The sequence below is a fragment of the Nocardioides donggukensis genome, from assembly GCF_014842875.1.
Lineage (GTDB): Bacteria > Actinomycetota > Actinomycetes > Propionibacteriales > Nocardioidaceae > Nocardioides > Nocardioides donggukensis.
Window position 1 is genome coordinate 581,681 of sequence record NZ_JACYXZ010000003.1, and the last position, 20,409, is coordinate 602,089.

Below are 20,409 nucleotides of genomic sequence, written 5' to 3' on the forward strand. Positions count from 1 at the left end.
TCGGCGGGCGGAGGGTGGCGTCAGTGCAGGATCTCGACCAGGGCGGGCAGCGACGCCGCGAGCGCGGCCAGCAGCTCCTCGCGGGTGACGCCCTCCGGGTCGCGGACCCAGGCCAGCACCAGGTCCTCGGCCATCGCCGACCAGGCCCGGACCATCAGCCGGGCGGCCCGGGTGTCCGGGACGACCGAGCCCTGGGCGTCCTCCCGGAAGACCCGGTCGGTGAGCGCCCCGCGCGCCTCGTCGTAGATCTGCCGCATCTGCTGGTTGCCGCCGGCCGCGCCCTTGACGAGGGAGAGGTACCCCTCGTAGTTGGCCTCCACGTAGTCGACGTACGCCGCCACGGAGGCCAGCAGCCGCTCGAGCGGCTCCCCGGCCGTGGGCGGGGCGGTCTGGGCGATCAGGTCGTCGGCGGCCCGGCGCATGACCGCCTCGTGGAAGTCGTGCTTGTTGCCGAAGTAGTGGTAGAGCAGCCCGCGCGAGATCCCGGCCTCCTCGGCCAGCAGGTCGATCGAGAGCTCGTCGAGGGACCGGGTGGCGAGCAGGGTGACCCCCAGCGTGAGCAGCTGCTCGCGGCGGTCGCCCGGAGCCATCCGGACACGTGGGACGGCGGTCATGTGGCCCACCTTACTGAATCTGTGTACAACAGCCTATTGACGCTTGTTCAACACCCTGCCTACGGTGAGCCCATGGCCACATCGTCGAAGACCCACGTCGAGCAGCTCGTCATCGGCGCCGGCTTCGCCGGGCTCGCCACGGCGATCCGGCTGCAGGAGGACGGCGAGCGGGACTTCCTCGTCATCGAGAAGGGGGCCGAGGTCGGCGGCACCTGGCGCGACAACACCTACCCGGGTGCGGCCTGCGACGTGCCGAGCCAGCTCTACTCCTACTCGTTCGCGCCCAACCCGGACTGGTCGATGTCGTTCTCCCCCCAGCCGGAGATCCAGGCCTACATCCGCCGGGTGGCCGAGGACGCCGGCGTGCTCGACCGGTTCCGCTTCCACACCGCCGTCGAGGCCGCCGTCTGGGACGAGGCCGCGCAGCACTGGCGCGTGGACCTCTCCACGGGCGAGACCGTCACCGCGAGCATCCTCGTCTCCGGCGCCGGCGGGCTCTCGGCACCGCGACTCCCCGACATCGACGGGATCGGCGACTTCCGCGGCGAGATCTTCCACTCCGCGCAGTGGAACCACGACGCCGACCTCACCGGCAAGCGGGTGGCGGTCATCGGCACCGGCGCCTCGTCGATCCAGATCGTGCCCGAGGTGCAGAGGATCGCGGCACACCTCGACGTCTACCAGCGCACCGCGCCGTACGTCCTCCCCCGCAACGACCGCACCTACACCCGGCTCGAGCGACTGGCGTTCCGGCACCTGCCGTTCGTCCAGCGGGCCTACCGGACCGCGATCTACTGGGGCCGCGAGTGCTACGTGCCCGGGTTCACGCTGCAGCCGCGGCTGGCCTGGCCGGCCAAGAGGATGGCGCTGGCCAACATCGCCAAGGGCATCAGCGACCCGGACCTGCGCGAGAAGGTCACCCCGACGTACGAGATCGGGTGCAAGCGGATCCTGATCTCCAACACCTACTACCCGGCCCTCGACGCCGACAACGTCGACCTGGTCACCGACCCGATCAGCCGGATCACCGGCGACGCGGTGGTCACCGCCGACGGCGTCGAGCACCCGGTCGACGTGCTGGTCGTGGCGACCGGCTTCTTCACCACGGAGCTGCCGATCGCCGAGCGCATCGTGGGCCGCGAGGGGCGCAGCCTCGCCGAGACCTGGCGTGACAGCGGGATGGCCGGCTACAAGGGCACCACCGTGCACGGCTTCCCCAACCTGTTCCAGGTCGTCGGCCCGAACACCGGGCTCGGGCACTCGAGCATGGTGTTCATGATCGAGGCGCAGGTGGAGTACCTCCGCGACGCCGTGCGCACGATGCGACGCCACGAGTACGCCACCGTCGAGCCCCGTCGCGACGCGCAGCAGCGCTGGAACGACGACCTCCAGCGCCGGATGCGGCGTACCGTCTGGCACACCGGGGGCTGCTCGAGCTGGTACCTCGACGAGCACGGTCGCAACACCACCCTGTGGCCGCGCACGACGTTCGCGTTCCGCAGCCTGCTGTCGGCCTTCGACGTCGCCGCCTACGAGGTCACCGCCCCCGTCCGCGAGCGAGAAGGAGCCCCCGCATGAGAACCCTGAGGGACAAGGTCGTCGTCGTCACCGGCGCCGGCTCCGGCATCGGGCGGGCGGTCGCCGTGGAGGTGGCCGGTCGCGGCGCCGCCGTCGCGATCTCCGACGTCGACGAGGCCGGGCTGGCCGAGACCGTCGACCTGGTCAAGGCCGCCGGCGCCCACGAGGTGCGCTCGGACCGCCTCGACGTCGCCGACCGGCCGGCGTTCGCGTCGTACGCCGCGGCGGTGCGCGAGCACTTCGGCCGGGTCAACGTGATCGTCAACAACGCCGGGGTCACGATGACCGGCGACTTCGAGGAGCTGACCTACGAGCAGTTCGAGTGGATCATGTCGATCAACTTCTGGGGCGTGGTCACCGGCACGAAGGAGTTCCTGCCGCACCTGATCGAGTCCGGCGACGGGCACGTGGTCAACATCTCCTCGCTCTTCGGGCTGGTCAGCATGCCCGGCCAGTCGTCGTACAACGCCTCGAAGTACGCCGTCCGCGGCTTCACCGAGGCGCTCCGCGAGGAGATGCTGGTCGCCGGCCACCCCGTCGGTGTCACCTGTGTGCACCCCGGGGGCATCAGGACCGGGATCTCCCGCAACGGGCGCAAGACCGCGAGCCAGGACGGCGCCGCGGTGGACGCGCTCTTCGAGCGGAGGCTGGCCCGGATGGAGCCGTCCCGCGCGGCCGAGATCATCGTCCGGGGATTCACCGCCGACCGGGCGCGGGTCCTGGTCGGGATCGACGCGCACCTCATCCACCACGCGGCCAAGCTGGCCGGCTCCCGCTACCAGGACGTCGTCGCCCGGCTCAGCAAGAGGCTGCTCCCACCCGCCCGCTGACCTCGACCCGTCGCTTGTGTCGGCCCCCGACCCGACACTGGCGACGGGTCGGCGCGTTTCAGGCCGATACGAGCGACGGGTCGGCAGACTGGGGGGATGGAGCCGGGGACGCCGATCGAGGTCGTGATGACGAAGTGGCGGGACCGGCCGCACTGGGAGTTCCCGACCCGCTACCTCGGCAGCGACCCGCACGGCGACTGGCTCGGGGTCGCGGCCGGCACCCGCTTCGAGCGACCCGGCGCCGAGTACGTCGCCCCGGTGGCCCAGGTGGTGCTCGTGCCGGGCCGGGACTCGGGCACCGACCGCGGCCACCTGGCCACCTTCCACGCCGCGGGCGGACCGGTCGCGGTCTACGTCGACATCACCACACCGCCGGTGTGGGACGGCCACGTGCTGCGGGCGGTCGACCTCGACCTGGACGTGGTCCGCGGCACCACCGGCCGGGTCTGGGTCGACGACGAGGACGAGTTCGCCGCGCACCGCACCGAGCTCGGCTACCCCGCCACCGTCGTCGTGCACGCCACCCGCTCCTGCGCCCGGGTGCACACCGACGTCGCCCGCGGGGCCGCGCCGTACGACGGCACGGCGGCCGCCTGGCTGGCGCAGGTCACCGCGCCGGCGACCTGAGGCCGGAGCCCCCGACACTGACGACGGGTCGAGGCCTGAGCCACCGACACTGACGACGGGTCGAGGCCGGAGCCCCGACACTGACGACGGGTCGACGTCAGGGACGGCTCACGGGGCGCGCCGAGGCCGGCGCACCGACCGCATCCGCAGCGGTCCGACCAGCCGGGGCCCGGCCAGCCGGGACTCCAGGCGCCGTGCCTCGCGCTTGATCGGCTGCGCGATGTACTCCCCCAGGATCACTCCGGACGCCAGCGCGATCGCCACCGACGCGGCGGTCACCATCGCCAGGATCCCGGCGCTGGAGGACGCGCCACCCTCGGCCAGCAGCGAGAGGCCGCGGTAGATCGAGAGGCCGGGCAGCAGCGGCACGATCGTCGAGACGACCACGACGAGCGGGGGCACGCGGACGCTGCCGGCCGCCGCGTAGGCGACCAGGCCGATGAACAGCGCAGCGAAGGCCACCGCCCAGGTGCGCCCGAAGCCGTTCTGCTCGACGGCGTTGGCGATCACCATCGCGGTGCCGCCGATGACGCCGATCGGCAGCATCACCCGCTTCGGCGAGTAGGCGGAGAAGGCGAACGCCGCCGAGCAGATCGCGGCTCCCAGCGCCATCGTGCCGGCGGTCTTGAGGTCGAGCGCCCCGGGCTCGAGCCGGCCGACGTCCACCCCGGCCAGCTCGCCCACCGCGAGGCCGCCGCTGACGCCGGCGATGATCCCCGACGTCGCCAGCATCGCCTCGATGATCCGGGCGCCGCCGGTGACGTAGAACCCGGACAGGCAGTCCTGCAACGCTCCCATGAAGCCGATGCCCGAGAGCAGCATGATGATGTTCGCCGTGACCACCAGCGACGGCTCGACGGCCAGGTCGAGCGCCGTGGCCGCCACCGCGAGCAGCGTGGCGACGCCGCCGCCGGCCACCTGCAGGTAGAACTGCGGCAGGCGGCGTCGGGACATGACGAGCTGGAGCCGGTCGATGCACATCGCCGAGAACGACGCGATCAGCATCACCACCGCGCCGCCGCCGAGCATCAGCGCCACCCCGGCGCTCATCGCCCCCCAGCCAAGGGTGACCGCCCAGCGCGGACGCAGGTGCCCCGACGAGCTGACCCGGGCCACGGTGGCGCGCGCCGCAGCGAGGTCGACCTCGTCCCGGAGCACGTCGCGCACCAGGTGGTCGACCCGGGTCAGGTCCTCGTAGTCGATGTCGCGCTGGACGACCTGGCGCAGCAGCGTGACCGGCGGCTCGTCGGGCTCCACCTGGTAGCCCATCGAGAGTGAGGTGAAGGTGACGTCGATCTCGGGGTTGCGGAGCCCGTAGTGGCGCGCGATCGAGCCCATCGTCGCGGTGACGTCGGCCGCGCCGGCACCGGAGGACAGCAGCAGCTCACCGATGCGCAGGCACAGGTCCATGGTGAGGTTGATGGCACGTGCGTCGGGCATGGCGGCAATGGTTCCACGGGCCCCGGGGTGTGGTTCGCTGGTGTCGTGCGCATCGACTTCCGCAGTTCCGCGCGTCACACCCTGGGGGTGGAGTGGGAGTTCGCCCTCGTCGACGCGCAGACCCGGGACCTGGCCAACTGCGCCTCCGACCTGTTCGCCACGGCCGGTCCCCGGCTCGCCGATCCGGGCCGGCTGCACCGGGAGCTGCTCCGCAACACCGTCGAGGTGGTGACCGGCGTGTGCGAGTCGGTCCCGGAGGCGATGGCGGACCTGCGCGAGACCCTCGCGGTGGTGCTGCCGGCCGCCCGCGAGATCGGGGTGGACCTGTTCGGAGCCGGTGCCCACCCGTTCGCCTCCTGGTCCGCCCAGCACCTGACCGAGGGGCACCGGTACGCCGAGCTGATCAACCGGACCCAGTGGTGGGGCCGGCAGATGCTGATCTGGGGCGTGCACGTGCACGTCGGCCTGCCGTCGGTGGAGCGGGTGATGCCGGTGCTGTCGGCCCTGCTGAACTCCTACCCGCACCTCCAGGCGCTGTCGGCCTCCTCGCCCGTGTGGGCCGGCACCGACACCGGCTACGCCTCGAACCGGGCGCTGATGTTCCAGCAGCTGCCGACCGCCGGCCTGCCGTTCCAGTTCACCACCTGGGCGGAGTACGAGGCCTTCGTCCACGACCAGCTGGTCACCGGCGTCGTCGAGGAGCTGGACGAGATCCGGTGGGACGTGCGCCCGGCGGCGAACCTCGGCACGCTCGAGAACCGGGTGTGCGACGGCGTCTCGACCCAGCACGAGATGGCGGCCCTGGTGGCCCTCATGCACTGCCTCGTGGTCGACCTGGACGACCGGCTCGCCGCCGGCGAGGAGCTGCCGACGATGCCGCCGTGGCACGTGCAGGAGAACAAGTGGCGGGCCGCCCGCTACGGCCTGGACGCGGTGATCATCCTCGACGCCGCCTCGCACGAACGGCTGGTCACCGACGACCTGGACGACCTGCTGGAGCGGTTGACGCCGGTCGCCCGCCGGCTCGACTGCGAGGCCGAGCTGCGCGCGGTCGCCGACATCCCGGCCCGCGGCGCGTCGTACCAGCGCCAGCGGGCCGTCGCCGAGCGCACCCGGGGCGACCTGGTGGCGGTGGTCGACACGGTCGTCGCCGAGCTGCGCGACTCGCTCGGTCTGCCGTAGCCGCGGCGCCCGCGCCGGTCACCGTCGGCGGGGGCGCTCAGGCCGGCGGGGTCATCTCGAGGCGGACGCCGAGCAGCCGCACCGGCCGCCCCGGCTCCAGCCGGTCCAGCAGGGAGACGGCGGCGTCGGCCAGCACCTCCGGGTCGTTGCTCGGCTCCGGCAGGGTCAGGCTGCGGGTGAGCGTCACGAACGGCCGGAACCGCACCTTGATGCCGACCCGGGCCGCCGGGCGGCCCTCCGCGTCGATGTCGGCCAGCACCCGCGCGGTGAGCACCCGCACCTCCTCGGCGACCCGACCCCAGTCCTCGAGGTCGGCCTGGAACGTCGTCTCCCGGCCGTGCGCGCGTGGCACCCACGGCGTCGGGTCCACCGGGCTGGTGTCGACGCCGCGGCCCAGCCGGCGGTACCACGGCCCCATGGTCGGCCCGAGCTCCGCGGCCAGCACCTCCGGGTCGGCGTCGGCGAGCTCGCGGACCGTGGTCAGCCCGAGCACGGCCAGCTTGGCGGCCGTCCTGCGACCGATGCCCCACAGGGCGTCGGTGGGCCGGTCCCCCATCACCTCGAACCAGTCCGCCCCGGTGAGCCGGAAGCTGCCGCGCGGCTTGCCGAACTCGGTGGCGATCTTGGCCCGCAGCCTGTTGTCGCCGATCCCGACCGAGCAGTGCAGGTCGGTGGCGGCCAGCACCGCGGCGCGGAGCCGGTCCGCGAACTCCTCCGGCTCGCCCAGCTCCCCGTGCCCGGGCCCGGGTGCGAGGAACGCCTCGTCCCAGCCGAGCACCTCCACGAGCACCGGCATCCCGCCCCACGAGGCCGACCGGAGGGTGTCCATCACCCGCACGGACGCCGCGTCGTACGCCGCGTGGTCGGTCGGCAGGAACACCGCGTCCGGACACTTGCGGGCCGCCAGCCGCAGCGGCATCCCGGACCGGACGCCGTACTCCCGGGCGACGTAGGAGGCGGTCGCGACCACCCCTCGCTCGGTCGGGTCGCCGCGACCGCCGACCACGACCGGCACGGCGGCCAGCTCCGGGTGGCGGAGGATCTCGACCGCGGCGATGAACTCGTCGAGGTCGACGTGCAGCACCCAGTCCACGGCGGGCTCAGTGTCGGGGCGGCGGCAGGGCGTCGGTCGACTCCAGCGAGTCCAGGCCGGTGAGCTGGAGCAGGTCGACGACGACCGAGCGCAGCTGCGCCAGCACCACCTCGGCGGAGAGCTCGTCGGTGCGCTCCACCTCTGCGGTGGCCCGGCCGACCGCCAGCAGCGCCCCCTGCGCGGCGGAGGCCATCCGGTTGGCGTCCAGCTCGTCGGCCACCTCCTCGCAGGCGGCGGCCAGGTCGACGGCGAGCCGGGCATAGGACTGCGGGATCGGACGGCGCCGGTAGGCGCAGACCGCGGTGTGCCGCACCAGCACCCGGGTGCTGCGCAGCGCGCGGTCGAGCGGGTCGACCAGCTCGACCATCCGGCGCAGCCCGCCCTTGTGCCGGACCCGGAACGGCGAGGAGGCCACCACCGAGAGCCCCTCGTCCGCCGCGGACTGCAGCTCCCGGATCAGGTAGTCGGTGCCGCGCGCGTCGGCCAGCAGGTCGAGCGCCGGGTCCACCTCGCCGTCGACCATGACGTCGGCGGCGGTGCGCAGCAGGGTGGCGATCTTGCGGACCACGATCGCCGCCTGCTCCCGGGGCCGCCGCAGCGGCGCCGCGGGCACGACGGTCGCGGCGACGAGGGCGACCGCGCCCCCGATCAGCGCATCGGTCCACCGCACGAAGCCCGCGTCCGGGTCCGGCATCAGCGTGCTGATCACGATGGACTGGACCGCCGCCTGGGTGACGAAGAGCTGGCCGCCGTCGAGGAGGAACGCCGAGGACATGGCCAGCCCGACGATCAGCATCAGCTGCCACCAGCCGCTGCCGATCTGCGCCACCAGCAGGTCGCCGACCAGGACCCCGATCGCCACGCCCAGCGTCACCTCGGCGACCCGTCGCAGCCGCTGGCCGTAGGAGGTGCCGAGGCTGACCACCGCCGCGATCGGGGCGAAGAACGGCGTCGGGTGCCCCAGGAGGTCGGCGGCGATGAACCAGGCCAGCCCGGCCGCGACCGCGCACTGGACGATCTGGAAGGACTTGGCCCGCAGCCGCTTGAGCCGGCCGGACATCGAGGTCCGGCCCCGGTTCCAGGCACGGTCCAGCGGCTGACCTGCCGTGCGCACCTCCATCGGGCCTCCTCCGGCCCCAGCCTGCCAGACGACCCGGCCCTGCGGGCGCCGGCTACCGCGCCCGGGTCACCGTGATCGTGCTGTTCGTGCAGGAGCCGGCCAGGTCGCGCATCGCGGCCAGCTCGGCGGTGTCGACGTCGAGCCGCCAGCGCAGCTTCACCGCCACGAACTCGCGCAGGTAGCGGCAGCGGTCGTAGGTGGGGAGCCAGCCGGCGATGTCCTTGTCGCCCTTGGCCTGGTTGACGTTGTCGGTCACCCCGACCAGCGACCGGTAGTCCCCGAGGTCGTTGGCGAAGGCGCGCCGCGTGCTGGTGGTCCACGACCGGGCCCCGGAGTCCCACGCCTCGGCGAGCGGCACCATGTGGTCGATGTCGACGTCGGAGGTCTGGTACCACGACACCCGGTCGTAGTAGCTGAACCAGCGGCCGCCGGTGATCGTGCAGGTGCCGGTGACCGTCGGCGGGTCGTCGGCCTCGGCCAGCAGCACCTCGTTGCGGGTGTGGCACCCGTCCCCGTCGTCGTCGACCCAGTGCGGGAACAGGCTGCGGCTGTAGCCGGTGCGCACCTCGGCGGCCACCCTGAGGTCGCCGATGGCCGTGTCGAGCGGGGCCGAGTAGGAGTCGCCGGCGGCGGCGACGGCCGGGGTCGGACCCACGAGGCCGACGGACAGGGCGAGGGCGAGCGGTACGGCGGCGAGACCGGCGCGGGTGCGTCGGAGGAGGTGGCTCATGTGGTCTCCCGAGGAGTGGTGGGCGGTCGCTGCGAAGCCAACCGGCTCCCGACCCGCAGGGGAAGAGGGGATTCCCTCGACATCACCGGCTCCGGAGGGCAGGATCGCCGCACCGACCTGAAAGAGGTGGCACCACGTGGTCCTGCCCATCGACCCGACGGCTGTCGGGTTCCTGCTCGCAGAGAACCGGCAGATGCCGATGCACGTCGGTGGCCTCCAGCTGTTCAAGAAGCCGGAGGGCGCGGGCCGCAGCTTCGTGCAGGAGCTCTACGAGCAGACCCGGGCGGTGGACGAGATCGCCCCGCTGTTCCTGCGACGCCCGCACCGGTCGGCCCGCACCGCCGGTCAGTTCGTCTGGGTCGAGGACGAGCTGTTCGACATCGACCACCACGTGCGGCACAGCGCGCTGCCGAAGCCGGGCCGGGTGCGTGAGCTGCTGGACCTGTGCTCGCGCCTGCACGGGACCCGGCTGGCCCGGGAGCGGCCGCTCTGGGAGGCGCACTACATCGAGGGGCTGCGCGACGGCCGGGTGGCGATCTACACCAAGATGCACCACGCGCTGGTCGACGGCGTCTCCGCGATGCGCCTGCTCCAGAGCACGATGACGACCGACCCCGACGACCGTTCCGTGCGGGCGCCGTGGGCGGCCCGGCCCGGGACCGCGAAGGCCGCCCGGGTCCGCGCCGAGGCGGAGGCGAGCCTGGCCGGGGTGCCGGTGCACGCGCTGCGCGGGGCACTCGGCCTCACCGCCGAGGCCGCCGGCCTGCCCAGCGCCCTGGTCCGCACGATCCGGCGCGGGGTGCGCAACGAGACCTCGGCGCTGTCGCTCTACGCGCCGCGGACCCTGTTCAACCAGCAGATCACCGGCTCGCGGCGGTTCGCCGCCCAGGACTGGCCGATCGAGCGGATGCGCGGCATCGGCAAGGCGACCGGCACCACGATCAACGACGTGGTCCTGGCGATGTGCAGCGGCGCCGTGCGCTCCTACCTGCTGGAGCTGGACGCCCTGCCGGACACGCCGCTGGTCTCGATGGTCCCGGTCGGCCTGAACGCCAAGCAGTCGCAGGTCGCCTCCGCGGAGGGCGGCAACGCGGTGGGCGCGGTCATGGTCAAGCTGGGCACCCACCTCGCCGACCCCGGGGACCGGCTGCGCTCGATCCACACCTCGATGAAGGACGGCAAGGAGGCGCTGTCGTCGATGACGCCGGTGCAGATCCTGGCCATGAGCGCGGTCGGCATGGCGCCGGCGATCCTGACCCCGCTGTTCCGGATGCAGGGCCTGATCCGGCCGCCGTTCAACCTGATCATCTCCAACGTGCCGGGGCCGCGGACCACGCAGTACTTCAACGGCATGCGGCAGGTCGGCCAGTACCCGCTCTCGATCCCGATCCACGGGATGGCGCTCAACATCACCTGCACGTCGTACGACGGGATGATGGGCTTCGGCCTCACCGGCTGCCGGCGGACCGTCCCGCACCTGCAGCGGCTGCTCGGCCACCTCGACGACGAGCTGCGCGCCCTGGAGCGGGCGGCGGGGGTCGCCTGACCCTCGCCCGGGCCGTCGCCCGGGCCTGAGCCCTACCCGGGCCGTCGCCCGAGCTCGAGCCCGCCGCCGACGGTCTCGGCGACGGCGACCAGCCGGGCCCGGGTGATCGCGCTGACCGTCAGCAGGCCGGCGGTGTGGGCGTTCGAGCCGGCCCGGGTCGGCTCGGCGGAGTTCACCGAGATGCACCGGCGGGTGCCCCCGTCGGCGGCGTTGGCGAGGGCGGTCGCGTGCCCGGTCGTCCCGCTGCCGGCGAAGCAGTCCAGCACCACCGCGTCGTCGGGGTAGCAGTCGAGGATCCGACGCAGCAGCCCCGTGGGCTTGGGTGACTCGAAGACGTGGCCGACCACCGCCTTGAGCTCGGCGACCGCCGTGTCGGTGGAGCCGACCTCCTCGGCCAGCCAGATCGTCGAGAGCTTCTTGCGGCGGCCGGCGTGCAGCCAGTCCCGCTGGAAGACGTCGACCCGCTCCCCCAGCCGGCCGGCGACCCGACGGCAGACCAGGTCGTCGGGCCGGGCCTGCACCCGGGGCGCCGACCACCGCCAGACGGCCGGCCGACCGTCGCCGAACACCGGCCAGACCTCGTGCGCGGCGGGAAACGGCTCGGTGCCCACGGCGCCGGTGTCCGGGTCACCCCACAGCGGGTAGTGCAGGGTGCCGGCGGTCGCCGGGTTGAACTTCTTGTTGGTGTTGCGCAGCGGCAGGTGCCGGAACCGGCGGCCGTCGTCGAGGGTCAGCGGGAAGTCCGCCTCGAGGACCGTGTGCGGCGAGGTCGGGTCCAGCCGGCAGCGCACGGCGTCCCGGGCGTAGACGAGGAGGTACTCGTGGGAGGTGGCGAAGAACGTGCCGAGCTGGCGGCCCTTCGGGTTGAGGTTGACCACGACCTGGGCGACGAAGTTGCGCTCCCCGAAGACCTCGTCGAGCAGCAGCCGCAGGTGGGCCACCTCGTTGTCGTCGATCGAGCAGAACACCGCCCCGCGCGCGTCGAGCAGCTCCCGGACGGCGACCAGTCTCGGCCGCATCATCGCGGTCCAGGCCTCGTGGCGGCCGGCCCCGGAGCCGTGCCGGTCGCGGTAGGCGAAGTCGTTGCCGGTGTTGTAGGGCGGGTCGAGGTAGGCCACGTCGACGCTGCCCGGCGGCAGCGTGGGCAGCACGTCGAGGTTGTCGCCCTCCAGGAACAGGTTCGTCGCGGTGCCCGGGAGCGACGCCTCAGTCACCCCGGCTGCGTCCCCTCAGGGCGGGTCGACCGGGCTCGCGCGGCAGCTCCCGGCGGCTCAGGTCGGCGTGCGCCAGGAGGGTGTCGAGCGACTCCTCCTGCGGCGGGTAGACCGCCACGGGCTGGTCGCCGCTGAGGACGGCGTACGCCGTGCTGCCGCCCGGCGCGATCCGCAGCACCGCGCCGTCGACCACGGTGGCGGCGTGGGTGAACGCCTTGCGTCGAGCGGTCAGGCTCCTCGCCCTGCGCGCCGTGGCCTCGGCCGCCTTGCGGCCGCCGTTGTCCCAGGCGATCTTGGCCTGCGGCCCGTACTTCACCACCAGCCGGGTGCCGGTGCCGACCGCCTTCGCTGCCCTGCCGACGTTGACCATGGGGCCAATCTATCCGCCGCCGGGTGCCGCGCGGTGCGGACGCGTGCGGCACGATGGACGCCATGTGGTCGGGACGGGGCTCGGGTGGGGGCTCGGGACGGGGCTCCGGACGGGGACCCTTCGAGTCGTGGGCCAGGGCCCGCCGGAAGCGGGAGATGCTGCGCCGGCTCGAGGAGCTGGACCGGCTCGACGAGATGTACGGCCTCGGCGCGACCCGGCCCGAGGGCACGGCGCCGCGGTCCCGACGACAGCGTGAGCGGAGCCGACGCCGAGGCTCCCTCCTGGCGATGGCGGCGACCGGCCTGCTGGTCCTCGGCGTGCTCGCCGTCCACCCCGACGCCCAGCAGGCCCGGTCCCTGGTCGGGCTGGGCCCGGCGCCGCTGGTCGAGGTGCCGCTGCTGGACGAGGGGGACGGCAGCTACGCCTTCCTGGCCACCCAGCCCGGCAGCGACAAGGCCCCGGTCGCCTACGACCCGTGCCGCACGATCGAGGTGGCGGTGAACCCCGACGGCGCACCCGACGGCCACCTCGACCTGGTCCGGGCCGCCATGCGGTCGGTCAGCGAGGCCAGCGGCCTGCAGTTCGCCCTGGTCGACGAGACAACCGAGCGCCCCACGGAGCGTCGCCGCACCCGCGACCCGGGTCGCTACGGCAGCGGCTTCTCGCCGGTCCTGGTCGCCTGGGCGGACGCCTCGGAGATGCCCGGGCTGGCCGGGGACGTCGCCGGCCTGGGCGGGAGCGCGACGGTCACCGAGCTCGGCCGCTCCCGGTACGTCACCGGGGCGGTCACCATCGACACCGCCAGCACGGACCGGCTGCTCACCCGGCCCGGCGGCGTCGCCCAGCTGCAGGCGATCATCGACCACGAGTTCGGGCACCTGGTCGGGCTCGACCACGTCGCCGACCGCGGCGAGCTGATGCACGCCGAGAACAGCGGCCAGCTCACCTGGGGGCCGGGCGACCTGGCCGGCCTCTCCCGCCTCGGCCGCGGCGACTGCTTCTGACCCCCGCCGCCGCGAGCGTCAGTCGGTGAGGGGCACGTCGCGGTGCCAGGACTCCGTGACGTACTTGGTCCTCCAGCCCATCGCGACGTAGAGCCCCTCGGCCCCGGTGGGCGAGTCGGCATCGACCTCGAGCCCCACGCGGTCCCGGCCCCGGCCGGCGGCGTCGGCGATGATCGTGTTGAGCAGCCCCTTGGCCACGCCCCGGCCGCGGGCCGACTCCAGCACCCCGAGGTAGGAGACGTAGGACCCGTCCGGGCCGTCGCTGCCGTCGAGCACGGTCCCGACCAGGGCGCCGGCCGGCTCCGGCTCGTCGCCGTCGACGATCTCGGCGATCCACCAGTGGTCCCACCGGTGGCCGGGGTCCTCCCGGACCCGGTGCACGAACTCCTCGAAGGTCTCCTCCGAGGAGTTGAAGTGATCGGTGAAGGCGCTCTCGAGGACCTCGTGGACGGCGCGCAGGTCGTCCTCGTCCGGCATGCCGACGCCACCGTCGCGGCGTACCTGCCGGAACACCACGCCCTCGCGCTCCCAGCGCTCCGGAGAGGGCACCAGGTCGGCCTCGTCGGGGGTGACCGGGCGGCTCATCTGCCACCAGGTCCGGACCCGCTTGTAGGCGGCACCCTCCAGCCAGCGGTGCTGTCGCTCGTCGTCGGCGAAGGCACCGGTGTCGATCTGCTGCACGTCGAGCCCGCGGGCCGAGCCCACCTCACGGGCCTGCCCCTCGGCCCAGGCGAACAGCACCTCCGAGCAGCGCGAGGCGAGGTCGTCGGGAAGGGTGCGGTCGACGACGTGGACGTAGAGCATCCGCCCCACCGACCGGTCGTGGACGCCGCCCCAGGCCCGGATCACGCCGTCCCCGTCGCGGACCAGGACGTTCTCCCGCATCCGCAGGCCGCGCTCGGAGACCTCGACCAGGACGTCGACCTCGGAGGCGTCGGCCCAGCCGCGCCCGGACTTCTCGTGCGCCCGCAGCAGGTCGGTCAGCCGGGCCACGTCGGCGGGGTCGCCCGGGTCGGGCACCCCGACCTCCCAGTCCGCCGGGAGACCCGGGTCCTCGGGCAGCAGCTCTTCGGGGTCGCTCTCGAACCGGTTGTCTTCTGGGATCACGGCAGCCCATTGTGCCGCATCCTCCGGCGCGGCGGCGGACCGGCGACGTGCGTGCGTCCCGGCGGCAGGGCAGGGTGGGCGCATGCACTACGTCGGCGTGGACCTCGCCTGGGGACACCGCAGCCCCACCGGCCTGGCGGTCCTCGACGACGCCGGCACCCTCGTGCACGTCTCGGCCGCGCGGACCGACGAGGAGATCCTGGCCGTCCTCCGGCCGTGGACGGCCGGTCCCGTGGTGGTGGCCATCGACGCCCCGCTGGTGGTGACGAACCCGACCGGCAACCGGGTGTGCGAGGCCGAGCTCAACCGCGACTTCGCCCGCTTCGACGCGGGGGCGCACCCCTCGAACACGGGCAAGCCGGAGTTCGCCGGGACACCCCGTGGCGCCCTGCTCGCCGCCGACCTCGGCCTGGACCTCGACCCGGACTCCACCGCGGCGCGGCGGGCCGTCGAGGTCTACCCGCACCCGGCGACGGTGGCGCTCTTCCGGCTCGGCCGGACCCTGAAGTACAAGCAGAAGCAGGGCCGGTCGGTGGCCGCGCTGCGGGCCGAGCTGCTCCGGCTGACCACGCTCCTCGAGCAGCTGGGCACCGCGGAGCCCTCGATGGCACTGGCCGGCAACCCCGACTGGCGGGCGCTGGTCGAGGCGGTCGAGGTCGCCGAGCGCAAGAGCGACCTGCGCCGCGTCGAGGACCAGGTCGACGCCGTGGTGTGCGCCTACGTCGCCCGGTTCGCGCACCTGCGGCCCGACGCCACCACGACGTACGGCGACCTGGCCACCGGCTACGTGGTCACCCCGACCCTCCCGGCCGGGCACGTGCCGACCGTGCGGGTCCCCCGCGGTCGGGAGGCTCCCACGAGCGAGGGGGCCGGCGAGGGCGACGCGCACCGCACGGAGGCCGCTGCCCCGGGGTCCGGCGTGGTCACGGACCCGGCGACGGCCGAGCCGGTGCGCCGGGCGGTGCGGACCTACGCCGAGCGGCACCCGGCCCTGCAGGAGGCGACGGAGGGGTTCGTCGGGCTGGTGACCACGCTGCTCGACGACGCCGGCATCAACTACCTGAGCGTGACCGGCCGGGCGAAGAGCGTGGCCTCGTTCGCGGCGAAGGCCGAGCGCCGGGTGGACGGGGTGCGGCTCTACCCCGACCCGCTGACCGGCATCACCGACCAGGTCGGGGTCCGGGTGGTCACCTACCTGCACAGCGACGTGGCCGCCGTGGCCGACGTCTTCGCCGACCAGCTGCGGATCCTCGACGACCGGGACCTCGGGGAGGAGACAGCCCGGGAGGGGCGCTTCGGCTACGCCAGTCGGCACGTCCTGGTGGCGCTGGACCCGGAGCGACCCACCCCGGCCGCCACCGGGCGGATGCGCGAGCTGACCGCCTCGGTCCAGGTGCGCACCGTGCTGCAGCACGCGTGGGCCGAGTTCGAGCACGACATCCGCTACAAGGGCACCATCCCCGCCGAGCACGCACCCGACCTGGACCGGCGGTTCACCCTGGCGGCCGGGCTGCTCGAGCTCGCCGACCGGGAGTTCTCCGCGATCCGGGACCGCCTGCAGGAGTCGATGACCGGCCAGCACCCGGAGCCGGACGCCGTCGACCCGCGGATCAGCGCCCAGGAGCTGGCGACGTTCCTGGCCGGGCAGTACGCCGACGCCGGCTGGTCGCGCACCGACCACTACGCCTGGATCTCGGGGCTGCTGCTGGAGTTGGCGATCGTCTCGCTCGACGAGCTGGCCGCGCTGCTGGCCTCGGTGGACAGCACCGCGATCCACGCCCGGATGGGGTACCGCTACCCCGCCGGGGCGGTCCGCCGGCTCGACGACGCCCTGCTCGCGGTGTTCGGCGAGCGGTACGTCGAGCTGCACGGCAACGCGCACCGGGTGCCGCTGCTGCGGACCCGCCTGGAGCGGCTGCGGACCCCGCCCGAGGCCTGAGCGTCCCGGGTCGGGTCTGGGCGGCGCGGGTCAGTCCTGGGCGGCGCGGGTCAGTCCAGGGCGGCGCGGAGGTACTGCTGCGGCCAGGCGACCCCCTCGCCCACGGCGACGCCGAGCTCGTGCGCGGCCCGGAGCGGCCAGTGCGGCTCGCGCAGCATCACCCGGGCGAGCAGCACCACGTCGGCCGAGTCGGTTGCCAGGATCTCCTCGGCCTGCTTGGGCTCGGTGATCATCCCGACCGCACCGACCGGGAGCCCGGCGGTGCGGACCTCACGGGCCAGCGGCACCTGGTAGCCCGGGCCGACCGGGATCTCGGCGAGCACGTTGCCGCCGCTGGAGACGTCGACCAGGTCGACGCCCTCCTCGGCGAGCCGGCCCGCGAGCCGGACCGAGTCGGGCAGGTCCCAGCCACCGTCGGTCCAGTCGGTGCCGGAGATCCGGACCACGACCGGTGTCCCGGACGGCACCCGGCGCCGCACCTCGCGGACGACGTCCAGCAGCAGCCGGGCCCGGTCGTCGAACCCGCCGCCGTACTCGTCCTCGCGGTGGTTGGACAGCGGCGAGAGGAACTCGTGGAGCAGGTACCCGTGAGCCGCGTGCACCTCGATCACGTCGAAGCCGGCCTCGACTGCCCGCTCGGCGGAGCGCCCGAACGCCTCGACGACCGCGTCGATGCCGGCCCGGTCGAGGGCCCGCGGCTCGCGCAGGCCGGGGAACGGCACAGCGGACGGTGCGACCGGCTCCCAGCCGCCGTCCTCGTCGGGCACGGCTCCGCGGCCCTCCCAGGGTGCCTTGCTGGAGGCCTTGCGGCCCGCGTGCGCGAGCTGGATGCCGGCGGTCGCGCCGCGGGCGTGGAGGAAGTCGACGATCCGGGTCCAGGCGGCCTGCTGCTCGTCGTTCCACAGCCCGGTGTCGGCGGGCGAGATCCGGCCCTCGGGGACGACGGCGGTGGCCTCGGTGAACACCAGCCCCGCGCCGCCGCTGGCGAACGACCCGAGGTGGACCAGGTGCCAGTCGTTCGGCACCCCGTCGGTGGCGGAGTACTGGCACATCGGGGAGACCCAGGCCCGGTTCCGGATGGTGATGTCGCGCAGCGTGATCGGCGTGAAGAGCTGACTCATGCTGCCCTCAACACCGCTGCCCCTCCCCCTCATTCCGCCGACCCGTCGCTTGTGTCGTGCTCAGGAGCGCCGACCCGTCGCTAGTGTCGTGCTCACGACCGCCGACCCGTTGCTTGTGTCGCCGGGTCGACCTGCCCGTCGTGGCCGCCCCGGGAGCCGCGCCGGGGCGGCCTTGCGGCATCGGGAAGGATGGGATGGACTGCCCACCCCGACCCAGGAGTCCGCGATGCAGTTGGAGCTGTCCCCGGAGGACGCGGCGTTCCGCGACGAGATGCGCACGTTCTTCACCACCGAGGTGCCCCAGGCGATCCGCGACGCCGTCGCCAGCCGCCAGGAGCTCTCGAAGGACCAGATCGTCGAGAGCCAGCGGATCCTCAACAAGCACGGGCTCGCCGTGCCGCACTGGCCCACCGAGTGGGGCGGCCAGGACTGGTCGCCGCTGCGCCGGCACATCTGGCACGAGGAGATGCAGCGCGCCGGTGTGCCGCTGCCGCTGGCGTTCAACGCCTCGATGGTCGGGCCGGTGATCGCGGCCTTCGGCTCGCAGGAGCAGAAGGAGCGGTTCCTGCCGCCCACGGCGAACCTCGACATCTGGTGGTCCCAGGGATTCTCCGAGCCCGACGCCGGCTCCGACCTCGCCTCGTTGCGCACGACCGCGGTCCGCGACGGCGACGACTACGTGGTGAACGGCCAGAAGACCTGGACGACGCTCGGCCAGCACGGCGACTGGATCTTCTGCCTGGTCCGCACCGACCCGGACGCCAAGAAGCAGCGCGGCATCTCGTTCCTGCTCATCGACATGACCAGCCCGGGCCTCACCGTCCGCCCGATCGAGCTGATCGACGGCGGGGTCGAGGTCAACGAGGTCTGGTTCGAGGACGTGCGGGTGCCGGCGGAGAACCTCGTCGGCGAGGAGAACCACGGCTGGGACTACGCCAAGTTCCTCCTCGGCAACGAACGCGTCGGCGTCGCACCGGTCGGCTCCACGAAGCGGGTGCTCGCGCAGGCCAAGGAGTGGGCGCGCGCCACGTCGTACGCCGGGGGGTCCCTGCTCGACGACCCGATGACCGCCAGCCGGATCGCGGAGCTGGAGAACGAGCTGCTCGCGCTCGAGCTGACGGCGCTGCGGGTGGTGGCCAACTCCGCGGACGGCAAGCCGCACCCGGCCAGCTCGGTGCTCAAGCTCAAGGGCAGTGAGCTGCAGCAGGCCGTGAGCGAGCTGGTGGTCGACCTGGCCGGTCCGGCCTCGCTGGCCTCCGGCGCCGGGGACGGCTCGTCGCTGGAGCAGTGGCAGCACCGCGCCACCCCGGCGTACCTCAACCTCCGCAAGGCGTCGATCTACGGCGGGTCCAACGAGATCCAGCGGCAGATCATCGCGAAGACGATCCTCGGGCTCTGAGAGGCGACGACATGGACTTCACCTACGACGACGAGCAGGAAGCCCTACGGGAGGCCGTGCGCGGCCTGGTCGGCAAGGCGTACGCCGACTTCGAGCAGCGCCGGCAGACCGTGAAGCGGGACCCCGGCTTCGACGAGGCGCTGTGGGGCCGGCTCGCCGAGATGGGCGTGCTGGGTCTGCCCTTCGCCGAGGACGACGGCGGGATGGGGGCCGGGCCGATCGAGGTCGGCATCGTCGCCCAGGAGCTCGGCCGGGTGCTGGCACCCGAGCCGTTCCTGACCTCCGTGGTGCTCGCCGGGGGCCTGGTCGCCGCGGCCGGGTCCGCCGAGCAGCGGGCGGAGGTGCTCGGCGCGCTGTCGGCGGGCGAGAGCGTGCTCGCGTTCGCCCACGCCGAGCCGGGCTCGCGCTGGGAGGCGAGCGCGACCGCGGTCTCCGCCACGCAGTCGGAGGACTCCTGGACGCTGACCGGCGTCAAGGAGCCGGTGCCGCACGGCGCCCGCGCCGACCTGCTCGTGGTCAGCGCCGCGCTCCCGGACGGGGGCACCGGCCTGTTCCTGGTCTCCCCCGAGGGCGTGGCCCGGGACGGCTACCCCACCCACGACGGCGGCCGGGCCGCCCGGATCAGCTTCGACGCCACACCGGCGACCCCGTTGGGTGTTGGCGGCGACGCCACGGCGCACATCGAGTCGGCCACGGCGGCGGCCGTGATCGCGGCCGCCAACGAGGCGGTGGGCGCGATGCAGGTGGCGCTGCCCACGACGACGGAGTACCTCACCAGCCGCAAGCAGTTCGGCGTGCCGCTGAACACCTTCCAGTCGCTGAGCTTCCGGGCCGCGGACATGTACGTCTCCCTCGAGCTCGCGCAGAGCGTGGCGCTGTGGGCGTCGATGGTGCTCGACGCGGACCCGGCGTCCGCCCAGAAGGCGGCCGCGCGGGCCGGCCTGCAGGTGAGCCGCGCCGGTCGGCACATCGGGCAGGAGGCGATCCAGCTGCACGGCGGGATCGGCATGACCGCGGAGTACTCGATCGGCAGCTACACCAGCCACCTGACCGCGCTCGACCACCTCCTCGGCGACGGCAACCACCACCTCGCCGCCCTCTCCTCGGCCGTCGGCGGCTACGCGGAGGCGGATCCGCTGCCGTGAGCGTGCTCGATCGGCTGCGCGGCCGGCCCTCGGTGCCGTTCGCCGAGGCCCGGGCCGCTGCCGAGAACGGGGTGGCGATCTACTGGCGTCCGGGCTGCCCGTTCTGCCTGACCCTGCGCGTCGGGCTGGCCGGTCAGGGTGGCAAGGCGTCGTGGGTGAACATCTGGCGGGACCCCGACGCCGCGGCGTACGTCCGCAGCGTCAACGGCGGCGACGAGACCGTGCCGACCGTGGTCATCGACGGCGAGCCGCACACCAACCCGCCGCCGGGTCTGGTGCGCGCGGCGCTGCGGAGCCGCGCGCGCTGACGTGCGGTCGAGTGCTCAGGTGGTGGCTCTGGCGACCACCTG

General features: G+C 73.6%; 19 protein-coding genes. 10 read left to right on the forward strand and 9 right to left on the reverse strand.

Annotated elements, in window-relative coordinates; translation table 11 throughout:
- Nucleotides 1-20 precede the first annotated feature (20 nt).
- Complete coding sequence (locus IE331_RS12985; RefSeq protein WP_192143830.1) at nucleotides 21-614, reverse strand: TetR/AcrR family transcriptional regulator; 594 nt, start codon at nucleotides 612-614, stop codon at nucleotides 21-23.
- A gap of 72 nt (nucleotides 615-686) precedes the next feature.
- Here IE331_RS12985 and IE331_RS12990 point away from each other — a divergent pair, with 72 nt between their 5' ends.
- The 3 genes from IE331_RS12990 to IE331_RS13000 all read left to right on the forward strand — a co-directional run bounded on the left by IE331_RS12990 (nucleotide 687) and on the right by IE331_RS13000 (nucleotide 3,649).
- Nucleotides 687-2,192, forward strand: a complete 1,506-nt coding sequence (locus IE331_RS12990) for a flavin-containing monooxygenase (protein WP_192143831.1) — start codon at nucleotides 687-689, stop codon at nucleotides 2,190-2,192.
- Nucleotides 2,189-3,022, forward strand: coding sequence for an SDR family NAD(P)-dependent oxidoreductase (locus tag IE331_RS12995; RefSeq protein ID WP_192143832.1), 834 nt, complete (start codon nucleotides 2,189-2,191; stop codon nucleotides 3,020-3,022). Before IE331_RS12990 ends, IE331_RS12995 begins: the two co-directional genes overlap by 4 nt.
- A 96-nt stretch (nucleotides 3,023-3,118) precedes the next feature.
- Nucleotides 3,119-3,649, forward strand: coding sequence for a DUF402 domain-containing protein (locus IE331_RS13000; protein ID WP_192143833.1), 531 nt, complete (start codon nucleotides 3,119-3,121; stop codon nucleotides 3,647-3,649).
- Between the two features lie 108 nt (nucleotides 3,650-3,757).
- Here IE331_RS13000 and IE331_RS13005 read toward each other — a convergent pair whose 3' ends face one another.
- Nucleotides 3,758-5,089, reverse strand: a complete 1,332-nt coding sequence (locus IE331_RS13005; protein WP_192143834.1) for a threonine/serine exporter family protein — start codon at nucleotides 5,087-5,089, stop codon at nucleotides 3,758-3,760.
- Nucleotides 5,090-5,134: 45 nt separating this feature from the next.
- On the opposite strand from IE331_RS13005, the gene IE331_RS13010 reads away from it, so the two are divergent.
- Nucleotides 5,135-6,271 (forward strand): glutamate--cysteine ligase, encoded by a 1,137-nt coding sequence (locus IE331_RS13010; protein ID WP_192143835.1) that lies wholly within the window; start codon nucleotides 5,135-5,137, stop codon nucleotides 6,269-6,271.
- A 37-nt stretch (nucleotides 6,272-6,308) separates the two neighbouring features.
- Here IE331_RS13010 and IE331_RS13015 read toward each other — a convergent pair whose 3' ends face one another.
- The 3 genes from IE331_RS13015 to IE331_RS13025 are packed head-to-tail and all read right to left on the reverse strand — an operon-like array spanning nucleotide 6,309 to nucleotide 9,214.
- The gene (locus tag IE331_RS13015; RefSeq protein WP_201931763.1) at nucleotides 6,309-7,364 is read right to left on the reverse strand and encodes a DNA polymerase IV; all 1,056 of its coding nucleotides are present in this window, start codon (nucleotides 7,362-7,364) and stop codon (nucleotides 6,309-6,311) included.
- Nucleotides 7,365-7,371: 7 nt separating this feature from the next.
- Nucleotides 7,372-8,484, reverse strand: coding sequence for an FUSC family protein (locus IE331_RS13020; RefSeq protein ID WP_192143836.1), 1,113 nt, complete (start codon nucleotides 8,482-8,484; stop codon nucleotides 7,372-7,374).
- A gap of 52 nt (nucleotides 8,485-8,536) precedes the next feature.
- Nucleotides 8,537-9,214: an HNH endonuclease family protein gene (locus IE331_RS13025; protein ID WP_192143837.1), complete on the reverse strand. Its 678-nt coding sequence runs from the start codon at nucleotides 9,212-9,214 to the stop codon at nucleotides 8,537-8,539.
- A gap of 136 nt (nucleotides 9,215-9,350) precedes the next feature.
- On the opposite strand from IE331_RS13025, the gene IE331_RS13030 reads away from it, so the two are divergent.
- Complete coding sequence (locus IE331_RS13030; protein WP_192143838.1) at nucleotides 9,351-10,760, forward strand: WS/DGAT/MGAT family O-acyltransferase; 1,410 nt, start codon at nucleotides 9,351-9,353, stop codon at nucleotides 10,758-10,760.
- 32 nt (nucleotides 10,761-10,792) lie between these two features.
- On the opposite strand, the gene IE331_RS13035 is transcribed toward IE331_RS13030, so the two are convergent.
- Entirely contained in the window at nucleotides 10,793-11,974 is a 1,182-nt protein-coding gene (locus IE331_RS13035) for a site-specific DNA-methyltransferase (protein ID WP_192143839.1), read from the reverse strand.
- On the reverse strand, nucleotides 11,967-12,344 hold the full coding sequence (locus IE331_RS13040; protein ID WP_192143840.1) for a hypothetical protein: 378 nt from the start codon (nucleotides 12,342-12,344) through the stop codon (nucleotides 11,967-11,969). The genes IE331_RS13035 and IE331_RS13040 overlap by 8 nt, the downstream gene beginning before the upstream one ends.
- Nucleotides 12,345-12,406: 62 nt before the next feature.
- Between IE331_RS13040 and IE331_RS13045 the strand changes: the two genes are divergently transcribed.
- Nucleotides 12,407-13,348, forward strand: a complete 942-nt coding sequence (locus IE331_RS13045; RefSeq protein WP_192143841.1) for a zinc metalloprotease — start codon at nucleotides 12,407-12,409, stop codon at nucleotides 13,346-13,348.
- Nucleotides 13,349-13,366: 18 nt separating this feature from the next.
- On the opposite strand, the gene IE331_RS17015 is transcribed toward IE331_RS13045, so the two are convergent.
- A complete protein-coding gene (locus IE331_RS17015; protein ID WP_201931764.1) occupies nucleotides 13,367-14,455 on the reverse strand; it encodes a GNAT family N-acetyltransferase in 1,089 nt (362 codons plus the stop codon).
- 82 nt (nucleotides 14,456-14,537) lie between these two features.
- Here IE331_RS17015 and IE331_RS13055 point away from each other — a divergent pair, with 82 nt between their 5' ends.
- Nucleotides 14,538-16,394: a DUF429 domain-containing protein gene (locus IE331_RS13055; RefSeq protein WP_192143843.1), complete on the forward strand. Its 1,857-nt coding sequence runs from the start codon at nucleotides 14,538-14,540 to the stop codon at nucleotides 16,392-16,394.
- Nucleotides 16,395-16,444: 50 nt separating this feature from the next.
- On the opposite strand, the gene IE331_RS13060 is transcribed toward IE331_RS13055, so the two are convergent.
- Nucleotides 16,445-17,515, reverse strand: a complete 1,071-nt coding sequence (locus IE331_RS13060) for an NADH:flavin oxidoreductase/NADH oxidase (RefSeq protein WP_192143844.1) — start codon at nucleotides 17,513-17,515, stop codon at nucleotides 16,445-16,447.
- Nucleotides 17,516-17,741: 226 nt separating this feature from the next.
- Here IE331_RS13060 and IE331_RS13065 point away from each other — a divergent pair, with 226 nt between their 5' ends.
- The 3 genes from IE331_RS13065 to IE331_RS13075 are packed head-to-tail and all read left to right on the forward strand — an operon-like array spanning nucleotide 17,742 to nucleotide 20,367.
- The gene (locus tag IE331_RS13065) at nucleotides 17,742-18,914 is read left to right on the forward strand and encodes an acyl-CoA dehydrogenase family protein (protein WP_192143845.1); all 1,173 of its coding nucleotides are present in this window, start codon (nucleotides 17,742-17,744) and stop codon (nucleotides 18,912-18,914) included.
- 11 nt (nucleotides 18,915-18,925) lie between these two features.
- Nucleotides 18,926-20,059, forward strand: coding sequence for an acyl-CoA dehydrogenase family protein (locus IE331_RS13070; RefSeq protein ID WP_192143846.1), 1,134 nt, complete (start codon nucleotides 18,926-18,928; stop codon nucleotides 20,057-20,059).
- Nucleotides 20,056-20,367, forward strand: coding sequence for a glutaredoxin domain-containing protein (locus IE331_RS13075; RefSeq protein ID WP_192143847.1), 312 nt, complete (start codon nucleotides 20,056-20,058; stop codon nucleotides 20,365-20,367). The genes IE331_RS13070 and IE331_RS13075 overlap by 4 nt, the downstream gene beginning before the upstream one ends.
- Nucleotides 20,368-20,409: the final 42 nt, after the last annotated feature.

Bases quoted from the DNA above. Each gene is read 5' to 3' on its own strand.
- IE331_RS13060 (WP_192143844.1), bottom strand. From the start codon at position 17,515: ATGAGTCAGCTCTTCACGCCGATCACGCTGCGCGACATCACCATCCGG.
- IE331_RS13070 (WP_192143846.1), top strand. From the start codon at position 18,926: ATGGACTTCACCTACGACGACGAGCAGGAAGCCCTACGGGAGGCCGTG.
- IE331_RS13020 (WP_192143836.1), bottom strand. From the start codon at position 8,484: ATGGAGGTGCGCACGGCAGGTCAGCCGCTGGACCGTGCCTGGAACCGG.
- IE331_RS13065 (WP_192143845.1), top strand. From the start codon at position 17,742: ATGCAGTTGGAGCTGTCCCCGGAGGACGCGGCGTTCCGCGACGAGATG.
- IE331_RS13025 (WP_192143837.1), bottom strand. From the start codon at position 9,214: ATGAGCCACCTCCTCCGACGCACCCGCGCCGGTCTCGCCGCCGTACCG.
- IE331_RS13040 (WP_192143840.1), bottom strand. From the start codon at position 12,344: ATGGTCAACGTCGGCAGGGCAGCGAAGGCGGTCGGCACCGGCACCCGG.
- IE331_RS13045 (WP_192143841.1), top strand. From the start codon at position 12,407: ATGTGGTCGGGACGGGGCTCGGGTGGGGGCTCGGGACGGGGCTCCGGA.
- IE331_RS13055 (WP_192143843.1), top strand. From the start codon at position 14,538: ATGCACTACGTCGGCGTGGACCTCGCCTGGGGACACCGCAGCCCCACC.
- IE331_RS13005 (WP_192143834.1), bottom strand. From the start codon at position 5,089: ATGCCCGACGCACGTGCCATCAACCTCACCATGGACCTGTGCCTGCGC.
- IE331_RS12995 (WP_192143832.1), top strand. From the start codon at position 2,189: ATGAGAACCCTGAGGGACAAGGTCGTCGTCGTCACCGGCGCCGGCTCC.
- IE331_RS13000 (WP_192143833.1), top strand. From the start codon at position 3,119: ATGGAGCCGGGGACGCCGATCGAGGTCGTGATGACGAAGTGGCGGGAC.
- IE331_RS12985 (WP_192143830.1), bottom strand. From the start codon at position 614: ATGACCGCCGTCCCACGTGTCCGGATGGCTCCGGGCGACCGCCGCGAG.
- IE331_RS12990 (WP_192143831.1), top strand. From the start codon at position 687: ATGGCCACATCGTCGAAGACCCACGTCGAGCAGCTCGTCATCGGCGCC.